This window comes from Ruegeria sp. YTSC199, from assembly GCF_059609725.1.
On sequence record NZ_JBXWMF010000020.1, the window covers coordinates 17122 to 33406 of the forward strand.

Annotated in this window: 17 protein-coding genes and 1 pseudogene; 9 read left to right on the forward strand and 9 right to left on the reverse strand. The window is 52.7% G+C overall.

Annotated elements, in window-relative coordinates; all coding sequences use genetic code 11:
- Positions 1-157: 157 nt before the first annotated feature.
- Positions 158-709 carry a MarR family winged helix-turn-helix transcriptional regulator gene (locus AC2FEE_RS17940; RefSeq protein ID WP_496866705.1) on the reverse strand — a complete coding sequence of 184 codons (552 nt, stop codon included), beginning with the start codon at positions 707-709 and terminating at the stop codon, positions 158-160.
- A 20-nt stretch (positions 710-729) separates the two neighbouring features.
- Here AC2FEE_RS17940 and AC2FEE_RS17945 point away from each other — a divergent pair, with 20 nt between their 5' ends.
- From AC2FEE_RS17945 to AC2FEE_RS17955, 3 genes are all read left to right on the forward strand, one after another.
- A complete protein-coding gene (locus tag AC2FEE_RS17945) occupies positions 730-1098 on the forward strand; it encodes an antibiotic biosynthesis monooxygenase family protein (RefSeq protein ID WP_496866706.1) in 369 nt (122 codons plus the stop codon).
- A 38-nt stretch (positions 1099-1136) separates the two neighbouring features.
- Positions 1137-2213 carry a CDGSH iron-sulfur domain-containing protein gene (locus AC2FEE_RS17950; RefSeq protein WP_496866707.1) on the forward strand — a complete coding sequence of 359 codons (1077 nt, stop codon included), beginning with the start codon at positions 1137-1139 and terminating at the stop codon, positions 2211-2213.
- Positions 2214-2541: 328 nt separating this feature from the next.
- Positions 2542-2724 (forward strand): hypothetical protein, encoded by a 183-nt coding sequence (locus tag AC2FEE_RS17955; protein ID WP_496866708.1) that lies wholly within the window; start codon positions 2542-2544, stop codon positions 2722-2724.
- A 115-nt stretch (positions 2725-2839) separates the two neighbouring features.
- Here AC2FEE_RS17955 and AC2FEE_RS17960 read toward each other — a convergent pair whose 3' ends face one another.
- Positions 2840-3718: a LysR family transcriptional regulator gene (locus AC2FEE_RS17960; protein ID WP_496866709.1), complete on the reverse strand. Its 879-nt coding sequence runs from the start codon at positions 3716-3718 to the stop codon at positions 2840-2842.
- 96 nt (positions 3719-3814) lie between these two features.
- Here AC2FEE_RS17960 and glyA point away from each other — a divergent pair, with 96 nt between their 5' ends.
- Positions 3815-5122: a serine hydroxymethyltransferase gene (gene glyA / locus AC2FEE_RS17965; RefSeq protein WP_496866710.1), complete on the forward strand. Its 1308-nt coding sequence runs from the start codon at positions 3815-3817 to the stop codon at positions 5120-5122.
- A gap of 503 nt (positions 5123-5625) precedes the next feature.
- Here glyA and AC2FEE_RS17970 read toward each other — a convergent pair.
- A complete protein-coding gene (locus tag AC2FEE_RS17970; RefSeq protein ID WP_496866711.1) occupies positions 5626-5799 on the reverse strand; it encodes a hypothetical protein in 174 nt (57 codons plus the stop codon).
- A gap of 427 nt (positions 5800-6226) precedes the next feature.
- Here AC2FEE_RS17970 and AC2FEE_RS17975 point away from each other — a divergent pair, with 427 nt between their 5' ends.
- Positions 6227-8725: a tetratricopeptide repeat protein gene (locus tag AC2FEE_RS17975; RefSeq protein ID WP_496866712.1), complete on the forward strand. Its 2499-nt coding sequence runs from the start codon at positions 6227-6229 to the stop codon at positions 8723-8725.
- A gap of 460 nt (positions 8726-9185) precedes the next feature.
- Here the strand turns inward: AC2FEE_RS17975 and AC2FEE_RS17980 are convergent, their stop codons facing one another.
- Together AC2FEE_RS17980 and AC2FEE_RS17985 are read right to left on the reverse strand one after the other, a co-directional pair.
- Complete coding sequence (locus AC2FEE_RS17980; RefSeq protein WP_496866713.1) at positions 9186-10031, reverse strand: nuclear transport factor 2 family protein; 846 nt, start codon at positions 10029-10031, stop codon at positions 9186-9188.
- Positions 10032-10073: 42 nt separating this feature from the next.
- Positions 10074-10178 (reverse strand): annotated as a pseudogene (locus AC2FEE_RS17985) (hypothetical protein); the annotation flags it as partial.
- Positions 10179-10477: 299 nt separating this feature from the next.
- Here AC2FEE_RS17985 and AC2FEE_RS17990 point away from each other — a divergent pair.
- The 4 genes from AC2FEE_RS17990 to AC2FEE_RS18005 all read left to right on the forward strand — a co-directional run bounded on the left by AC2FEE_RS17990 (position 10478) and on the right by AC2FEE_RS18005 (position 13430).
- On the forward strand, positions 10478-11365 hold the full coding sequence (locus tag AC2FEE_RS17990) for a LysR family transcriptional regulator (RefSeq protein WP_496866714.1): 888 nt from the start codon (positions 10478-10480) through the stop codon (positions 11363-11365).
- 744 nt (positions 11366-12109) lie between these two features.
- Positions 12110-12541: a c-type cytochrome gene (locus AC2FEE_RS17995; protein WP_496866715.1), complete on the forward strand. Its 432-nt coding sequence runs from the start codon at positions 12110-12112 to the stop codon at positions 12539-12541.
- A gap of 11 nt (positions 12542-12552) precedes the next feature.
- On the forward strand, positions 12553-12720 hold the full coding sequence (locus tag AC2FEE_RS18000; protein ID WP_496866716.1) for a hypothetical protein: 168 nt from the start codon (positions 12553-12555) through the stop codon (positions 12718-12720).
- Between the two features lie 308 nt (positions 12721-13028).
- A complete protein-coding gene (locus tag AC2FEE_RS18005; RefSeq protein WP_496866717.1) occupies positions 13029-13430 on the forward strand; it encodes a hypothetical protein in 402 nt (133 codons plus the stop codon).
- Between the two features lie 187 nt (positions 13431-13617).
- Here the strand turns inward: AC2FEE_RS18005 and AC2FEE_RS18010 are convergent, their stop codons facing one another.
- The 4 genes from AC2FEE_RS18010 to AC2FEE_RS18025 form a co-directional block, all read right to left on the reverse strand.
- On the reverse strand, positions 13618-14586 hold the full coding sequence (locus AC2FEE_RS18010; RefSeq protein ID WP_496866718.1) for a VPLPA-CTERM sorting domain-containing protein: 969 nt from the start codon (positions 14584-14586) through the stop codon (positions 13618-13620).
- A gap of 360 nt (positions 14587-14946) precedes the next feature.
- Positions 14947-15186 (reverse strand): VPLPA-CTERM sorting domain-containing protein, encoded by a 240-nt coding sequence (locus AC2FEE_RS18015; RefSeq protein ID WP_496866719.1) that lies wholly within the window; start codon positions 15184-15186, stop codon positions 14947-14949.
- On the reverse strand, positions 15165-15635 hold the full coding sequence (locus AC2FEE_RS18020) for a hypothetical protein (RefSeq protein WP_496866720.1): 471 nt from the start codon (positions 15633-15635) through the stop codon (positions 15165-15167). The genes AC2FEE_RS18015 and AC2FEE_RS18020 overlap by 22 nt, the downstream gene beginning before the upstream one ends.
- A gap of 258 nt (positions 15636-15893) precedes the next feature.
- The gene (locus AC2FEE_RS18025) at positions 15894-16145 is read right to left on the reverse strand and encodes a hypothetical protein (protein ID WP_496866721.1); all 252 of its coding nucleotides are present in this window, start codon (positions 16143-16145) and stop codon (positions 15894-15896) included.
- Positions 16146-16285 lie beyond the last annotated feature (140 nt).

Sequence of the window (16285 nt, forward strand, 5' to 3'; positions counted from 1 at the left end):
GATCTCTGGTTGAGTGGTCCACTCATCTGCGGATCAAACGCACCCTCACTTCAATCCACCTGATACCCGTAATTGATCGCGCGTGTAGTGAACGACTGCGGCGAGCCCACAACAACAAATGCTGCGAACTGAACAAGTATCCGCTTTGTTTGGAGCGCTAATCTTGAGAAGACAACGCCTCCTGTACACGCGCCCTCAAGACGCCGATGACCTCTTGTGTGGTCGCGATGTCTTCGGTCGAAAGACCTTTGGACAGTTCATTCACCCATGGGACTTGCAGCGCGATAGCAGCATCGAACAGTTTTTGACCTTCTGACGTTAGCGTAACGAGTTGCGCGCGCTTGTGATGCGGGTTTGGTCGAAACTCTACGATTCCCTCTTTTTCCATCTCATTGACGATGCGCTGAACACCCTGTCGATGAACCCCCATCGTCCGAGCATGCCATGCGACAGATTCGGGGCGCTCCGCATATGCAATTGCTCCAAGGATCTGCCAGCGCGCGCTGGTTAGTCCAAGATCAGCCACCAGACGATCGCCAGCGAGCTGCAATCTGCCATTCAGTCGAAACACGTCCAGGATTAGCGCCGTCACCGCCTCTCCGGCCTCCGTCCATCGTTCGTTTGTCATGCGAGCAATCTGACCTGTTGACAACATATAGTCAACATGATTAATGAAATAGAAACGACAACATGTTACCAAATAAAGCATTCACTCACGGAGCAAGACAAATGGTCAACTTCAAATCTCTGGATCCTGAGTTTCCAATTGAACAGCAATTGAGCGTCGAAGCCGGACCTGTTGTATTGGTCAACCTGTTCACAGTGGATGCTGCAGATCAGGATGCTTTGGTTGAAGCCTGGAAAGAGGATGCGCTCTGGATGAAAAAGCAGCCGGGTTACATCAGCACACAGCTGCACAAGGCCATCGGCGCAAGCAGCATGTTTTTAAATTACGCTGTTTGGGACTCTGTAGATGACTTCCGCGCGGCATTTTCGAACCCAGAGTTTCAAAATGCGCTGAGTCATTACCCATCCAGCGCAGTAACGGCACCGCATCTCTTTGAAAAGATTGCCGTGCCCAACTGCTGCACGGCCTGACGGACACCTAATCAAAAAACTGATCAGAGGATGCAAAGATGAAAACACGCATTCACGCAATAGCAGGCGGAATTGGCTTTCTGATGATCCTCCTCTTCTGGACGTCCACGGCCATCAGTGAGTTATTTGCGAGCCATGCGACGGTTGCAACCGTTAAGGGTTTGATCCTCAAAGGCATGTTTATCCTGATCCCGGCAATGGTAATTGCGGGCGGGTCGGGCACTGTGATGGGCAAGAACCGAACGGATGCCAAGGCTGTCGCAAAGAAGAAACGCATGCCCATTATTGCGATGAATGGGCTTCTGGTCCTGTTGCCATCAGCATGGTTTCTGGCGGGCAAAGCTGCCGCGGGCGAATTCGATACCATCTTCTACACTGTTCAGACAGTCGAGTTGATCGCTGGAGCCGCAAACCTGACCATGATGGGTCTCAATATTCGCGATGGCCTTACCATGACAGGACGGATTGGAGGTTCGCGCGCGTCGCCCACGAACCAGCATCACCCCGTAATAGAAGAGCGTCCCGCAGGGCCATTGGTGGCCAAATCCGTTCCACGGCTCACCAACTGTGACGGTCAGGAGCTTGACGTGGGCTCTGTTGTTGCCTTGTGTCGCTGCGGGCAGTCAAAGCAGAAACCATATTGTGACGGGTCACATGTTGAAATCGGCTTTTCGTCGGAACCCTCACCGGACCGCACACCCGATGGCGTAAAAGTCTTCAAGGGTGAGCAGCTTGATATCCACTACAACCGCTTGCTCTGCTCACACGCAGGAGTATGTGGAGCGAGATTGAAAGCCGTTTTCGACACCCAGCGAGACCCCTGGATCGTGCCTGACAATGCGACCCCCGATGACATCAGGGGTGTTGTTGGGGCGTGCCCCTCCGGAGCGTTGTCCTGGAGTGAACCGGGCGGATCACCACAGTACATCACGCATGAGGCGCCCGGGATCACAATCGAAAAAGACGGGCCCTATCGTGTAACACAGATCCCACTGGTCTTAGATGTTCAAGCTGAGGGGGCTTCCAAGGACAAATATGTCCTGTGTCGGTGCGGTGCCTCAAAGAACAAACCTTTCTGTGACGGGTCGCATACCGGCATCGCTTGGACCGACTGAAACGAACTCCAAACTTCTCTTAATCTTTAGACCTTAGGAGCTGTACCTTTGAAAAAGCATTGTTTGCTTGCGCTGCTAGCCTCTTGATCTCAACACCGTCCCGTGCGGACACCACAAGTCGATGATCGCCGACTTCCGAAACATTGACATCAACGATGACGCGTTCATCAGTGAGGACGAGTTTTTGCAGGGATACATCGTCAACCGTGCTTACCGCGCGGCGGTTACTGGCAATTAGATCTCTGGGTACGAACCCACGGCATTTTGTGTGGTCGAACTTCTTCCCCCACCCACTGGAGCACCGAAATGAAAAGCTCACACACGAAATATGGGACGGTCGCTGTCGCCGCGTCAGAAAGTGCCAGTTTTGGCCGGCGGGCCGAAAACAGACTTTTGGCGCAAGCACGGCGAATTGGCACTTTGTCCGCTCACCTTGCAATTGTCACTTGATTCCAAGCGTCCGGAATACGCGGTTCGCGACGCGCAGCACTTGCAAGAGACCGAAGTGTGATCGACGGCAGCGCAGGACTCGTTCGACCAGTCGAGGCAAGCCGCAGAGAAATTCGGCAGCGAGCCTGTTCTGACCAATGCTGCAATCTGGTCGAACGTCTGCGTTGGATCCTCACTCAACCTGATAGCATAGCAACGACCTGGTCTGTTTCGGGCCTTCGTCGCGATTGCCGTGGCACCTGGATCACGAGACAGCGATCTGTTTGGCAAGATTGTGTATGCGCAAGCTTTAGCGTTCCCGACGCCAAAGCCTCTTCGATCAGACACAAATGTCCGATTAATACTCCCGCTCCGGCTTTGGCCTCTTCGACGGCAAGGCTGTAGAGTGAAAACTGGGGGCCGCTTTGATCATCGCGCAGATGGCAACCAGACTTACAGGACCAAGTGGTCCAATCGTCTTTCCAAATTTGGTCGTGTAGCAACGGAACGCCTTCCAACCCGTTCGCTCCTTGAATGCGATCCAGAAGACTGGGCGCACAAACCGGAACGATCACATCCTGACTGACTACAATTTGGTTTGGCGAACCGTCCGGCGGGCCAAAGAAAATCGACAGATCGAACAGCTCACGCGCCAAGCTTGGCGGAGTTTCCATCGCAGTGACGGAAAAACTGACATCCGGAAGCTGCGCCCTGATCCGGCGCAGTCGTTTGGGCAACCAGAGTTGGGCGATACTGGGCAGAGAGGCGATATGAAAATCGGCCTTGGGCTTGAGATTGCGAAGCGCTCGGGCGGCATCAGCCAATTGGTCAAAGGCCTTGGTGAAATCCGCCACAAGAGAGTGCCCCTCAAGTGTAAGTTCAACCCCTTGAGCATTGCGACGAAAGAGTGGCGACCCTGCCCAACCTTCCAGCGCTTTGATGTGTTGAGAAATTGCGCCCGGTGAGACGTTCAACTCTTCAGCAGCCGCTGCAAAACTGACGTGGCGTGCAGCTGCTTCAAAGGCGCGCATGGCGTTTAGGGGAGGCCCCTTTGGGCGCTTGGGAGCAACGCTCATTTCGTTAGCCTTAGTTTTTCTACGCCAAGAAATAGCAATTCTACTTTGCGATGTCACGCGGCAGCCGTCACACTGGCAAAAACAGGAGACTGTCAGATGACACTTGTAAAAAGAGATTGGGTGCCCGCTAAGTGCGAAACCTTGGTGCAGGACATTGCGACAAAGGCCGCTTCAACATCGTCGGGTGATCTATTAGCCCGGATTGAGCATCTGGCAGAGGAAAACAGCCGCATTCACGAAAAGGAGTGCTTTAACCTCAACCCGGCAACAAATGTGATGAACCCCAAAGCCGAGGCGCTTTTGTCATCTGGCATTGGGTCCCGACCCTCGCTGGGTTACCCCGGGGACAAATATGAAATGGGGCTGGAGGCAATTGAAGAGATCGAAGTTATCGCCGCAGAACTTTGTGCCGACGTTTTCGATGCTCAATTTGCTGAGGTTCGGGTGCCTTCGGGTGCCATTGCCAATCTCTACGGATTCATGGCGACCTGCAATCAAGGTGATACAATAATTGCTCCGCCTGCATCGATTGGCGGGCATGTGACCCACCATTTGGCTGGTTGCGCGGGGCTTTTCGGCCTGCATACCGTCGAGGCCCCCGTAAATGCTGACGGCTACACCGTAGACTTGGATCAGTTACGCAGCCTGGCAAAGACCGAAGGGCCCAAGCTGATTACGATTGGCGGTAGTCTGAATCTTTTTGAACATCCCGTATCCGAGGTTCGCTCCATTGCAGATGAAGTCGGTGCGAAGGTCATGTTTGACGCCGCCCATCAGTGCGGAATCATTGCAGGGCGCGCGTGGTCCAACCCTTTGAAAGAGGGTGCGCATTTCATGACCATGAGCACCTACAAGAGCCTCGGCGGTCCGGCTGGAGGTCTGATCGTTTCGAACGATGCCGACATCGCCAAGGCACTGGACGCCATCGCCTTCCCAGGCATGACAGCCAATTTCGATGCGGCCAAGACAGCCGCGCTCGCGGTCACTATGCTGGATTGGAGGGACTTCGGCCCGACCTACGCGCAAGAGATGATCGCCATGTCAAAAGCACTGGCTGAAGCGTTGCATGAGAAGGGTGTTCCCGTCTTCACTTGCATGGATGGCTTTACCAATTCCCACCAATTCGCGGTTCTGGCGGAGTCCTTCGGCGGTGGTCAGGCGGCATCCAAACAGTTACGCAAAAGCGGGTTCCTCTCATGTGGTATTGGCTTACCTGTCAAACCGGTCGAGGGTGACATGAACGGACTTCGGATCGGCACACCCGAACTGGTTCGCTGGGGTATGACTTGTGGTGACGCCGAACGTTTGGCCGACCTGATCACGCGAGGCCTGAGCAATGAGCCTATTCTGTCCGAGGTCTCTGCCTGGCGCGGTGAGTTCGACAGGCTTCATTTCGTGAGTTAGAGTTCAATGCAGCCACTGGATGACTGGCAACATTACAACAAACCGCCAACGTCGCTGAACGAATTGCTATGTGAAGCGATCTCTGGTTGAGTGCCTGGCGGGCGTTCATGACTGCGAACTCATGTACCATTCGACAATGGCATTTTGGGCCGTAGCATTTCCTTCACGATGTTCCGCAGCAAGTTATCGCCCTCGGCCAAGAGGTCGTGGCGATCTTCGTTTTTAATCACCACAGTTGCCCAAGCCATTTGATCTTGATTGAAATCATCAGTCGTCGCTATGCACTCTCCACGACCCGTTTCCTTGGTTTTGCTTTTTATCACCAACAGTCCGTCTATACCCGCCCGAAGGCCAGATCATAGACAGCCTGCTATATGCAAATTCCACCGATGGGTGCGAGACTTTCAAGACGTGCTGCGACGTTCACGGCATCCGCGAGAAGATCGCTCTCTCAAACAACTACATCTCCCAGATTGACGCCAACACGGAAGCGAAGTCTATTGTCATCTGCTTCCCGTTTTTGATGTACCAGCACTTCTTGCCGCACGCACAGCTTCTACCGGCGACGGGAACTCAACGAGCAATCCGTCACCCATGGTTTTTAGGATGCGCCCGCTACCAGCTGCAATAGCAGGATCAACCACTTCCATCCGGATCATACTGAACAGCTTGATCACGCTTTCCTCATCCGCCGCCACTAGATGCGAAAACCCGACCAAATCAGCAGCGAGGATTGTTGTCAGCCGTCGTTGCACTAAGGAACGGTATCAGTTGTCGCTACGTATGTTAGTGATCTGCCTGGTCCCAAGGCTGCCATACATAGGAGCAGCATTGGCTTGAGTTCACCCATAGAACCTGCGGTTGCGGCCCAATGCAGTCATTGATCCTGCTCAAATGTGGAGCGGTGTTTTTCCAGAAAGCGGACCTTCATGCATCTTGCAGCGCCTAGAGCTCTCGCTAGGCAGGTCAAGCCGTCGCGCAGAAAACTCTGGCCGGTCTACTTAAACACCTTGGTTCACGCTTTTGCTTGTGTATCATGTTGCGAAACGGTGCCGCCGCAAAGGTTTACACAATCCTCGGCAGCAATTCTGCGGAGTGTTGTTAATGCCCGCCATCGATGATCTCTTTTGGCCTGAAGCATACATTGAACTTCTGCCGATGATAACTGACCGATGGTCAGTAAAGGGTGAAATTTATTTTCACCGACAGCTAAGTGCCGGTAAGTCCGGTGCCCTTGTCTATATTGTCGACATTACATGCGACGCGTTCAGCGGTCAGGCCATTCTCAAATTTGATGCCCTTCCCGATCCGGAATGGGAAGAAAAGACCGAAAACGAAAGGCATCTGGAGGCGTTTGAAGCTGTTCCCGCATTTGGATCAAAGCACCTGGCACGCATCGTTCACTCTTTGGAACACGACGGCAAGATCGCGATCCTTTCAACGGTTGTGGCGCAAGGGCTGGAATACTCTCTTCCTTGGAATGATTGCGGCTACGAGTTGGCTTTGAACGTTCTTCAGCGGCTGTCGAGAAGCCTTCTTGATGACTGGAACGTCGATTATGAAATGGCGCCCGGATTGCACTCGCCCAGGGAACTGCTTTCCGGATGGCTCGGCTACAGACTGGATCCTGATCCAGGTCGACTTCACCATTTCCTTTCGGATGTTTGCGGTCATGACCCGAAGGAACGTTGCCTAATGTTTGAAGGGCATTGGTACCCGAACCCGCTGGCCTTTGCCCGCGACGAGAAACTGCCAAGCCGATTGAGCATAAGAGCGGCAAAAGGTCGAGTGCATGGGGATCTCCATGGGTACAATGTACTGGTGCGATCGCACCAAAGCCGTGATCCCGATTATTATCTGATCGATCTGGCGCTGTACGAGAACAAGCAGTTCTTATTTTATGATCACGCGTATTTCGAATTGGCATACCTGCTGGCGCGGCGCGGAAACTGTATACCTGAGCAATGGGATGCCATCCTGGATGATCTTGGCCTCTTTCATTCAAAACACCACACGTTGGGGCTTTGGCAGGATGATGTAGGGATCGTCGAGTTTGTTAGAACTCTGCGGCGCGGGGCGATGAGTTGGGTTGAGCGTCACGAAAGTCATCGGCTCAGCTTTATGGAAAGCCAATACTTACTGGCCCGCGTCGCAGTGGGCCTTAATTTCGCAAATAAGCAACTCGGCGTCGGTGCACGCAGCCACGCATTCTTGTATGCAGCCCACAATCTCAAAGACTACATGACACTCAACAATGTTGACTGGCCCAGACATGGGCCTGTGTTCCAATTCCCGACAACGCATGAACCCATTCCCGGTTCTCAACCTGACACCAAAACGCTTGCACCAAATACCGAGCCTCCAGCCGAAAAAGACCGTCTATTTGATCGAATGGTTACCCAGCTTCCATCGCCACAAAAGCCGGTAATAGCGGTGCTGCCGTTTGACTGTCTCAGTGGACAAAGTGACGACAATGGATTTGTGGCTGGCATCAACCATGAACTTGTGACTGAACTTGCAAAAGTGGATTGGCTGTCGGTGGTCTCACCTACTTCCACCAAGCTCCTCAAGGATGCTTCTTTAGCCGGCGAGGAGATCGCGCAACGTCTTGGCGCCCATTATTTGGTAGAGGGCAGTGTACGTTACGACGATCAGCGTGTTCGCGTGACTGCCCATCTTGTAGACACATCAAATGGGCATGATCTTTGGGCCGATCGTTTAGACCACAAAACGGAAGATGCTTTTTCCCTGCAGGAGGAAATCGCTTCCGCCGTCGTTGGGCATATAGACTGGGAATTGCGGTTCGACCTGCGCGAACAAGCCCGATTGAAACGTGGTGAGGTCAACGTTTGGGACAGGGTTCAAAAAGCACTGTGGCATCTATTCAAGTTCACCAACGAAGACACTCAAAAAGCAAAGGATATTTTAACCAGAACCATCGAAATGACGCCAGACTACGCACTTGCGCATGCCGTGATGGCAAATGCCGAGCTTCGGAAACTGTTCTTCGTCCAATCCGATGATCGGGAAGAGGCGAAGGAACGCGCGCTTTATCACGCAGAGCGCGCTGTGGCCCTGGATGAACAAAGTAGTTTCGCCCATGCCAGCCTCGCCCGTGCCTACACCCAGTTTGACAAACATGACACCGCGATTGCTGAGGCAGAACTTGCAGTCAGTCTCAACCCAAGCGCAGCAAACGCCCACTTGGTTCTTGGGTATGCGCATCTTGCAAATGGCGAGGCGAAGCTTGCGTTACCGCATTTCGAGACCGCAACTCAGTTTGGCCCGTCCGGTCCGTACTTCAAGGTGAAATTGTTGGCCAAAGCCTTTTGCCTTTATGTTCTCGACAGGTTTGAGCAGGCCGAAACTTGCGCGAGAACAGCGTTGGAGGGAAAATCGGTTGATCCATTCGGCCGCTTTGTTTTGGCGGTAATACTGATACGGCAGAGTGCCACAGACGAGGCGAGACGAGTAATCCGTCAAAGCCAAGAGAAACGGCCCGACATGACATGTTCGCGCGTCCGTCTGGCTTTCGAAAACCTGCAACAACGTGATCTTGACAGATTTATCGGAGATCTTCGGAAAGCTGGTTTGCCGGATTGAACTTCGTGTTTGGTGGAGCGGGCACAGCGGCAAAGCGTTCAATTCAAATCGCTTTGCCCAATACGAGACCAGACCCCGTGTCACTGGCTATGTATATCGATGAGGCGGATGGTCCGTAGTGGTTGGCCGATGATGCAAACGGGTTGCCACCAGAACACTACCGATAATCAGCACACCCCCGACGCCTTGATGGACCTGAAAGACCATACCCGTTACGACCGTCGCCAGATCACGAACCACAAGGTCCAGATCGAGCTCAACGCAACCAATGCTGCAAATTGAAAAAAGTCTGCTTCACTTAGTTCCGGCCAAAGATGAAACCTTCGCGGTGAGGCCGCGGAGGGTGCCGGTTTCTAGCTGTGTTGGCCGGTACAAGCGCGTTACTGCATGGTTCGTCCCTTAACAAAGTCCGGCGGCGCGATTACGCCGCCGATACCACCCCGATCAGATCAATTGTCGGTTAGAATTTGCCGCTGTCGTTTGCGCCCTGATCCACCGGCAAGATGGCTTGGATCACGTCCCAGTGCTCCACAATCTTACCATCCTCGACACGGAACAGATCGAAGAAGGCCGAGTGCTCGTTCATGAACTGACCCTCGGAGGCGGTGAAGACAAAATTGCCCTCGGCCACGATCATATGCGTGTCGCTATAGGTCATCGGCGTTCCGGCCTCGACCATCGCCTGGATCGCTGCGCCCAGACCTTCCAGTCCATCTGCAACGCCACTGTTGTGCTGCAAATAGGTCTCGGCCGAGATATAGTCTTTGATTTTCTCGGGTGCCTTACCGTGCAACACGTCATTAACAAAAGCCGTCACAAGCGCCTTGTTTTCTGCAGTCTTGTCCAGATCGGTGATCTCGGTGGTGCCATCGAACTGGGTGCGGCCCGACGGGTTCAACGGGGTCACTGCGGTGATATTGTCCCAGTGCTCCACCACCTGACCGTTTTCGACGCGAAACACGTCAAAAGCTGCCAAATGATCGCCGCCAAAGATCTGGGCGTTTTTGTACTCGTTGTGAGCTACAACCAGATCACCTTCGGCAATCAGGCGATGCGTGGTCGCGCTGATGCCGCTTTCCTTAAGCTGTGGGATCAGGCCGACCAGAGGTGCCGCGCCATTGGGAACGTGCTGGTTGTGTTGAATCAGGTCTCCGGCGATCACGCGGGTAGCGGCTTCCTGATTAAAGGTTTTGAAGAGTGATTCCATTTCGGAAGCCGCGACTACTTTGGCGGTATCGGCATAGGCGGTTGCACTGGTTGCAAGCGAAATGGCGGCGCCTGCTAGGGCGTGAAGTGTCTGTCTCATGGATATCTCCATTTGGGATCGGTTGAATATGGAATGGGCGTCTCAGGGCCGGGGCCAGGTGACATTGAGATTTTCGTGAAAGACAAAACGTTCCAGATGCGATCCCAGAACGGTCTCGACTCCTTCGAGTAGCTCGCGATCTTCGGCATCCGCGCGAAATTCCGGTCATTGGTGGCACGTAGCTTTCCTGTCCCGAAACTGAGCCGGATTACATACGTGTCCTCCACCTGTGTGACATCCAGCTTATGTGCGAAATGCTTGCACACTCGCTTCCGGTCTGAGTCTGCCTGCAGAGTCAGGAATACTTTGGATGAAGCGATCATGAATGCGATCTGCCTTTGGCTTGTGTTTGGGGCCACTTCCTTGGCCTTGACCGCAATATGAGGCTGACCAAGCAATTTGATAACACGGATTGAATGAGGTTGTTTATTCGATAAGATCAAACAATGTATCAACACCTGCAAAGTATTGCCGCCTTCGTCGCGGTGGCGGAAACCGGTGCCTTCAACAAGGCCGCTGATCGACTGGGCGTGAAGCCCTCGGTGGTTAGTCACCACGTTTCGAAGCTCGAGGATTATCTGGGAGCAACCCTGATTTATCGGACGACACGCAAGCTTTCGCTATCAGAGCATGGGCGCATATTGTTTGACGCAAGCCGAAACTGGATTGAACATACCGGGAATGCGTTGGAACAGATCATGGATGCCCAGAACGAGGCTATTGGTGCATTGACTATCGCCTTGCCGACGTTTCTGCCTGATGCGCGCATCGAGGCAGCCATCCTGAACTTCATCAAGATTCACCCCAATGTGTCGATTGCTCTCAACTATTCGGACCGCATTGCAGATATGCTCGACGACCACATCGATCTGAGCATCAGAGTTGGCTCTCCCTCCGACTCCAGCTTCATCACTCGGAAACTGTCAGTCGTTTCCCATGTTCTGGTTGCGTCTCCTGACTTGTTGGTCAGATGCGGAACACCTGAGGCCCCTCAACAACTGGAAGAAATGCCGTTCGTCGCCATGAACAGCTTTGGAAACAGCGTAATACTTGAACGTGATGGAGAAGAGGTTGAAGTCCATTTTAGGACATCACAACTCTTTACGAGCAGCATCATCGGGGCATTGTCGGCAACTGAAAGCGGAGTTGGCTTTGCCATCATGCCACCAGCTCTGTGCGAAGATGCTATTGCCGCAGGGAAGCTGGTGAAGCTACTTCCGCAATGGGCGCCGCCAACCTGGACCGTGCAGGCGATCTGGCCGGACACCTCGCGCAGAGTTTCCCTGACAAGGCGCCTGGTCGACCATATTGCGACATCTGTGAAAACAACTTGATGTACAGCAAGCCGACCTTAGGGGCACTGCAGCGAATTCATACTTTGTTGCGCGATGTCGAAATTGACTAGCTTGGTTTAAAAGGATTGCTTTGGGCTGCGATCTGTTGTTGGCGCGGAAGACGACGAAAGATCGCATTGAATCCAATTCACATAATATAGCGTAGCGCTCGGCTGCCCGAGTTCCGCGTAAAAGCGATCAGTTCCAGCAGGATGGGATGTCCCGCTGCCCTCTGGTTGGCGCGTTGTGTTGCGTTGGAATCCGGGGTACGTTCGGCGCGTGAAGTACATTCGACCAATAACCACAACAGTGCTGACAGTGTTTCTGATCCTTATTTTGGGGCTTGGAAGTGTCGCGCATGCGCTATCTAATGAGTGCGCTGGCGGGCATTGTATTGATCACATGGCCATGAGTGTTGAGGTACACAACGCTGACCACGTTTCAGTCGCTCCTAACGGAAACGCTCAGCATGAGTCAAACAGCGCCGCGCACGAAGGATGCAATCCATTCCTGTGTAACGTTCTCGCGGTCACGACACCTGCATCCGTAACCAAGCTTAACCAAGCAGCGGTCGTGTTGGCATTAAAGGTTACAAGCCTCTCAACGCTCAATGAACCGGACAACCCGGACAGACCACCTAACACTTGAAACAGATTACCAACGCTGTTCACGGCTGTGAACAAGTTCCAGGGTGCTGCAAATCATTTGCGGCCCCAATCTGTTACGCAAAGTTAGGATCACGACATGAATCGACAACACCTCCTGATTGGCGCATGCGCCGTGGTAGCCGTCGCTGCCTACATTTTTTCACGCCCCGCGTCAGTTGACGAGGCCGCGCAGTCTGCATCCACTGAGGGCAATGCGATGGTGGCAATTCAAATGCCCCCTATCGAGGGAAATGCAGCCATCGGGCAACGGATATTCGAAAACGCGTGCGCCGCATGTCATGGCATCAACGCGGTCGGCGTTGAAGGTGCAGGGCCGCCGCTGATCCATATTATCTATGAACCCAGCCATCACGCAGACGAGTCCTTTCAACGCGCGGTCGCGATGGGAGTTAGAAGCCATCACTGGCAATTTGGCGACATGCCACCAGTTGAGGGCTTGACCCGTGGAGACGTGGCCATGGTCGTCGACTACATCCGCGAAATTCAGCGCGCCAATGGAATAAACTGAGGAACCCTCCAATGAAGAATCTCACCACAATTGTATTGTTTTCCGCGCTTGCCACGCGCGCTTTTGCCCATTCGCGTGTGGACGCCGCCACTCCCTCGAACGGAGCGACAGTTGCCAAAGTACCCGCCGAGATCAGCTTCAGTTTCATGGATGGTATTCGCCTGACAAAGTTAAAATGATCCATCAGGATGTTCATACTCTCACACTCGATCCTGGAGATCAGGCGGACTTTGACCGCGCGTTCGCGCTCCCGCTTCAAAGCATGGGCGAAGGCACCTATCGCATCGAATGGCGGGGCTTGGGTGCGGACGGCACGCCATACAGGGCGAATTCACATTCAAAGTGGACTGACCATGCCCGATATCTGGGGAATGGGTGCGATTTCGTCCAAGCTGATGCTCTATGCCGGCATTGGTGGTGCGACTGGACTTTTGATCATTCGGGCTGCTTTTGCGGACCTTGTGTAGTCTCTCAGCGATAAGATGCGGTGCAAGCTGCGCTGCTGGCTAGGCTTGCACTTGCTGCCTCTGTCCTTGGTTTCATATTGCGCGGCACCACCCTGACGGGTGGTGCCGATGGCATGACCGATCCAGAAATGCTCGATCTATTGTTGCAAACCCCAGTTGGTGATGCGCTGGTCTTTCGGATCATCGGGGCTGGATTGATAATCGTCGGGGTGTTTGTCCCGAGCGGTGGAGCGTGGACCACACGCGCAGGTGGATCGTTCTCGCTGTGGTCTTTTGTTCAAATCCGGCATGTCCCGGAAATGATGCAAACTGTTGCCCATATGTATTTATTCCTGCACCTTCTGGGCATTGCATTCTGGCAAGGCTTTTCAGTGAAAATGCTGCACAGCGTGTTCCGCTGCGGACAAGGCTTGTTGGACTGAATACGGATATCTCCGCGTCTGTTTTGAAAGAGGGGAAATCAATCCCGGCAAGCGCTATGGACCCGACCGGGAAGATTATCGATCCCTTCAAGGTCTCGGCACTTACGACCTCTCAGATGAACTGTGGGCGCAGACCCAAAAGATACCCAACGCAAGACTATTAGTCATCTCTGGAAATATAGTATGCTTAATGCGGCCGACGCCTGCGCGCGACCAAGCCGAGACCTGTCAGACCGATCAGGAATAAGGGGAGCGAGGCGGGAAGTGGGACGGGTGATGGCGTGACATCCCCCCCACGGTTAATCGCCGCCAGTTCAAACAAGTTACCACCTCCTGCTCCAAACACGCTTGCACCGTCCAGCAAGGCACCGTTTCTTTCCAGCGAAACACCCGTCAGAGCAGCGGTATTGAAGAAGTCAACGGTACCGCCGTCTGTCCACACCTGCATCAGAAAAGAAGTATACAAGTCGGCGGTCGGATCGTTGACGGTTATTTTGAAGTCCAGAAATCCGTCAATTTCTGTGCCGTTAGACTGAAAAGTTTGCTCGACAAGAACGCGTGGAGATGGCCCGTAGCTTGCTTCCGTGACTGTATTGAAAACAGGGTCAACGAAAAGGAGATCTCCAGTGACATTTGCATTTCGAAAGGCTTCAAAATTTGGCGTTACCGTTGGCAGAGAGCCATCTGACATTGCGAAGTCGCCCCGAAAAATTATTCCGCCGACGTCGGCCCCAATAACTGCGTTAGGGTCGCCGACAATCGATCCATCCAGAGCAAAGCTGAGGGTCAAATCAAGCGGGCCTGAACCGACGTTGTCAAAACTGATGACGTCTGAATACCCCGCAGTCGATCCGATCGTAAAACCGGACGGGAGGCCGTTAGCGTCGACTTCTTGCGTACTTGAGGCACCAAGACTTCCAAACGAAGCTCGCGCCTTTTGATCTCCCAGGTCTTCGGAAACAGAGTCTCCAGGCACAGTTGAAACTTGTCCGTTGGATAGAGTGCTGTTCGGTATAACCGCAACGACCGATTGTCCGAGGCCTTTGCCCAATACGGTAGCATCTCGTGCGTCCAGTGTTGCCGCGAACGTGGAAGTCGCAAAAAAAGTGAAACTCACGGCAACAAAGACAGGAAGTGTACGACGAGTTAAATTCATATTGTTGGCCCCCATAGTAATGAGTGACGCTCAGAACAGCAGAAAAACGTCACCCCTAATCTCAATTGGTTACAAGAAAGACTGTGCTAATAAGTTGCGCCACATTTTAGCCTCAATCTGAGACTCGTTTCAAGTAGGCTGAAAAAATGTAAACCCGACCGTGTAGATGACTGTCCATCTCGCCACCTCCCCTTACTTTGTCGACTTTTTATCTTGTAGTTCCAGTTGCGCCCTGCCCGCGTGGTCGGGCGTTTTTGCGTTTTTGGTTTCGCAACTGATGCTTAGTGCAGAGATTCTATTAGTGCAGAGCCGAATGAGACCCTACTCGAAACTGTAAATCATCTCGGTCAATAGAGTTCGCTACTGCGACCGCCGTCTGCGTGCGACCAAGCCGAGACCAGTCAGACCAACAAGAAACAACGGCAAGGATGCTGGAAGTGGAACGGGTGAGGGTGAAACACTGCTCCACGTTATGTCTCTTGATTGAAATAACACCTGTTTTGATGACCCGTCCGCTAGCTCTACGAATTTCTGAAACGTGAAGGCATCCCTGCTAAATGAGTTCAAAACCTCAGCAGTTAGGGGCCCGTCCTCGTCCATTTCTCATGATTGTAGTCGAGGCTTTCAAGCAAAAACGTGTAATAATTGTTAGGGTTGGAAGATAAGGGGTTGCTGACTAGTGTGAATGAACCCCAAATGTCCCTGTTATTATCTTGAATACCGTTAGTTGTATTCACGTAATGTTTGGCCAAGTTACTGTCAAATAGCGAAACTGACTTCGTAGAGCTCGAAAAAGTGAGATCCGAGTACCCACTGTTCAGAATGCTATAGTCGTAGTTTGCACTGGTCACAAATGAAGCGCCTTGGGAAAGGTCATCATCAATAGTGAACCGAGCTTTTAGTGTTCCTCCTGAAGATATTCCAAACTCATAAAGAAGTTCCGCAGAACCCAGTATATTGTTTATTGTCGCTTCGAGAGTAACCGTTTTCGCAACTGCGCCAGAAGCCATCATGCCAACAAACGCGGCTACAGCAAATACCTTTCTCATAACGTCCCCCACCAGAAACCAAACTTGAAGAATTTTGACTTTAATTGCAGTGAAACATCAGAAAACTCGCGATTCCTCAAATTACGGGGGAAGGTGGCGTCAATAGGTATCTACCGAACAGGGTCGCCGTACAGCCAGAAAACCGGCCAATAGGGTACACCTCTTCACGGTTCATATTCAAATAGTATGAATGCGCATTTGATACTTGGTTGGGTTCTAATCTGAGTATTGCAAGTCACTTGGAAACTTGCTGTGAGTTTAACCGCGGTGACAGAAGGGCCCCATATCAGCGCTATAATAGGGTCGCTCCGTTGTACTGTCGCGGTGCAGATCGATAAGGGCGGCTTTGAAAGTCTCCTTGCCACCCGCCATACTTTGAATGCCAATTTCACATAGAGAACGCTCTTCACGCGTTGACAGATTTATGAGCATCGTGCCTTTGAAGCCATTCTGCGCGGCCCCCAAGGTCAGGCTCGCGCGGTGTATTTGTGCAAGGTCCATTGTTTTCAACCAGTCATCCTTTGGACCGTGCCAAATGCGCTTGCAAATGTAGTTCTCAAAGTGGGTCTCTCTATGCGCTTCGTGAGCCTCACTCGCTTATTGAACCTCTTCCCCATGTTCAAGGACACGGCCCACAAAATCATAGGCCG

Bases quoted from the DNA above. Each gene is read 5' to 3' on its own strand.
- glyA (WP_496866710.1), top strand. From the start codon at position 3,815: ATGACACTTGTAAAAAGAGATTGGGTGCCCGCTAAGTGCGAAACCTTG.
- AC2FEE_RS17955 (WP_496866708.1), top strand. From the start codon at position 2,542: ATGGGACGGTCGCTGTCGCCGCGTCAGAAAGTGCCAGTTTTGGCCGGC.
- AC2FEE_RS18010 (WP_496866718.1), bottom strand. From the start codon at position 14,586: ATGAATTTAACTCGTCGTACACTTCCTGTCTTTGTTGCCGTGAGTTTC.
- AC2FEE_RS17980 (WP_496866713.1), bottom strand. From the start codon at position 10,031: ATGAGACAGACACTTCACGCCCTAGCAGGCGCCGCCATTTCGCTTGCA.
- AC2FEE_RS17975 (WP_496866712.1), top strand. From the start codon at position 6,227: ATGCCCGCCATCGATGATCTCTTTTGGCCTGAAGCATACATTGAACTT.
- AC2FEE_RS17990 (WP_496866714.1), top strand. From the start codon at position 10,478: ATGTATCAACACCTGCAAAGTATTGCCGCCTTCGTCGCGGTGGCGGAA.
- AC2FEE_RS18015 (WP_496866719.1), bottom strand. From the start codon at position 15,186: ATGGACGAGGACGGGCCCCTAACTGCTGAGGTTTTGAACTCATTTAGC.
- AC2FEE_RS18000 (WP_496866716.1), top strand. From the start codon at position 12,553: ATGAAGAATCTCACCACAATTGTATTGTTTTCCGCGCTTGCCACGCGC.
- AC2FEE_RS17995 (WP_496866715.1), top strand. From the start codon at position 12,110: ATGAATCGACAACACCTCCTGATTGGCGCATGCGCCGTGGTAGCCGTC.
- AC2FEE_RS17945 (WP_496866706.1), top strand. From the start codon at position 730: ATGGTCAACTTCAAATCTCTGGATCCTGAGTTTCCAATTGAACAGCAA.
- AC2FEE_RS17940 (WP_496866705.1), bottom strand. From the start codon at position 709: ATGCTTTATTTGGTAACATGTTGTCGTTTCTATTTCATTAATCATGTT.
- AC2FEE_RS18020 (WP_496866720.1), bottom strand. From the start codon at position 15,635: ATGAGAAAGGTATTTGCTGTAGCCGCGTTTGTTGGCATGATGGCTTCT.
- AC2FEE_RS17950 (WP_496866707.1), top strand. From the start codon at position 1,137: ATGAAAACACGCATTCACGCAATAGCAGGCGGAATTGGCTTTCTGATG.
- AC2FEE_RS17960 (WP_496866709.1), bottom strand. From the start codon at position 3,718: ATGAGCGTTGCTCCCAAGCGCCCAAAGGGGCCTCCCCTAAACGCCATG.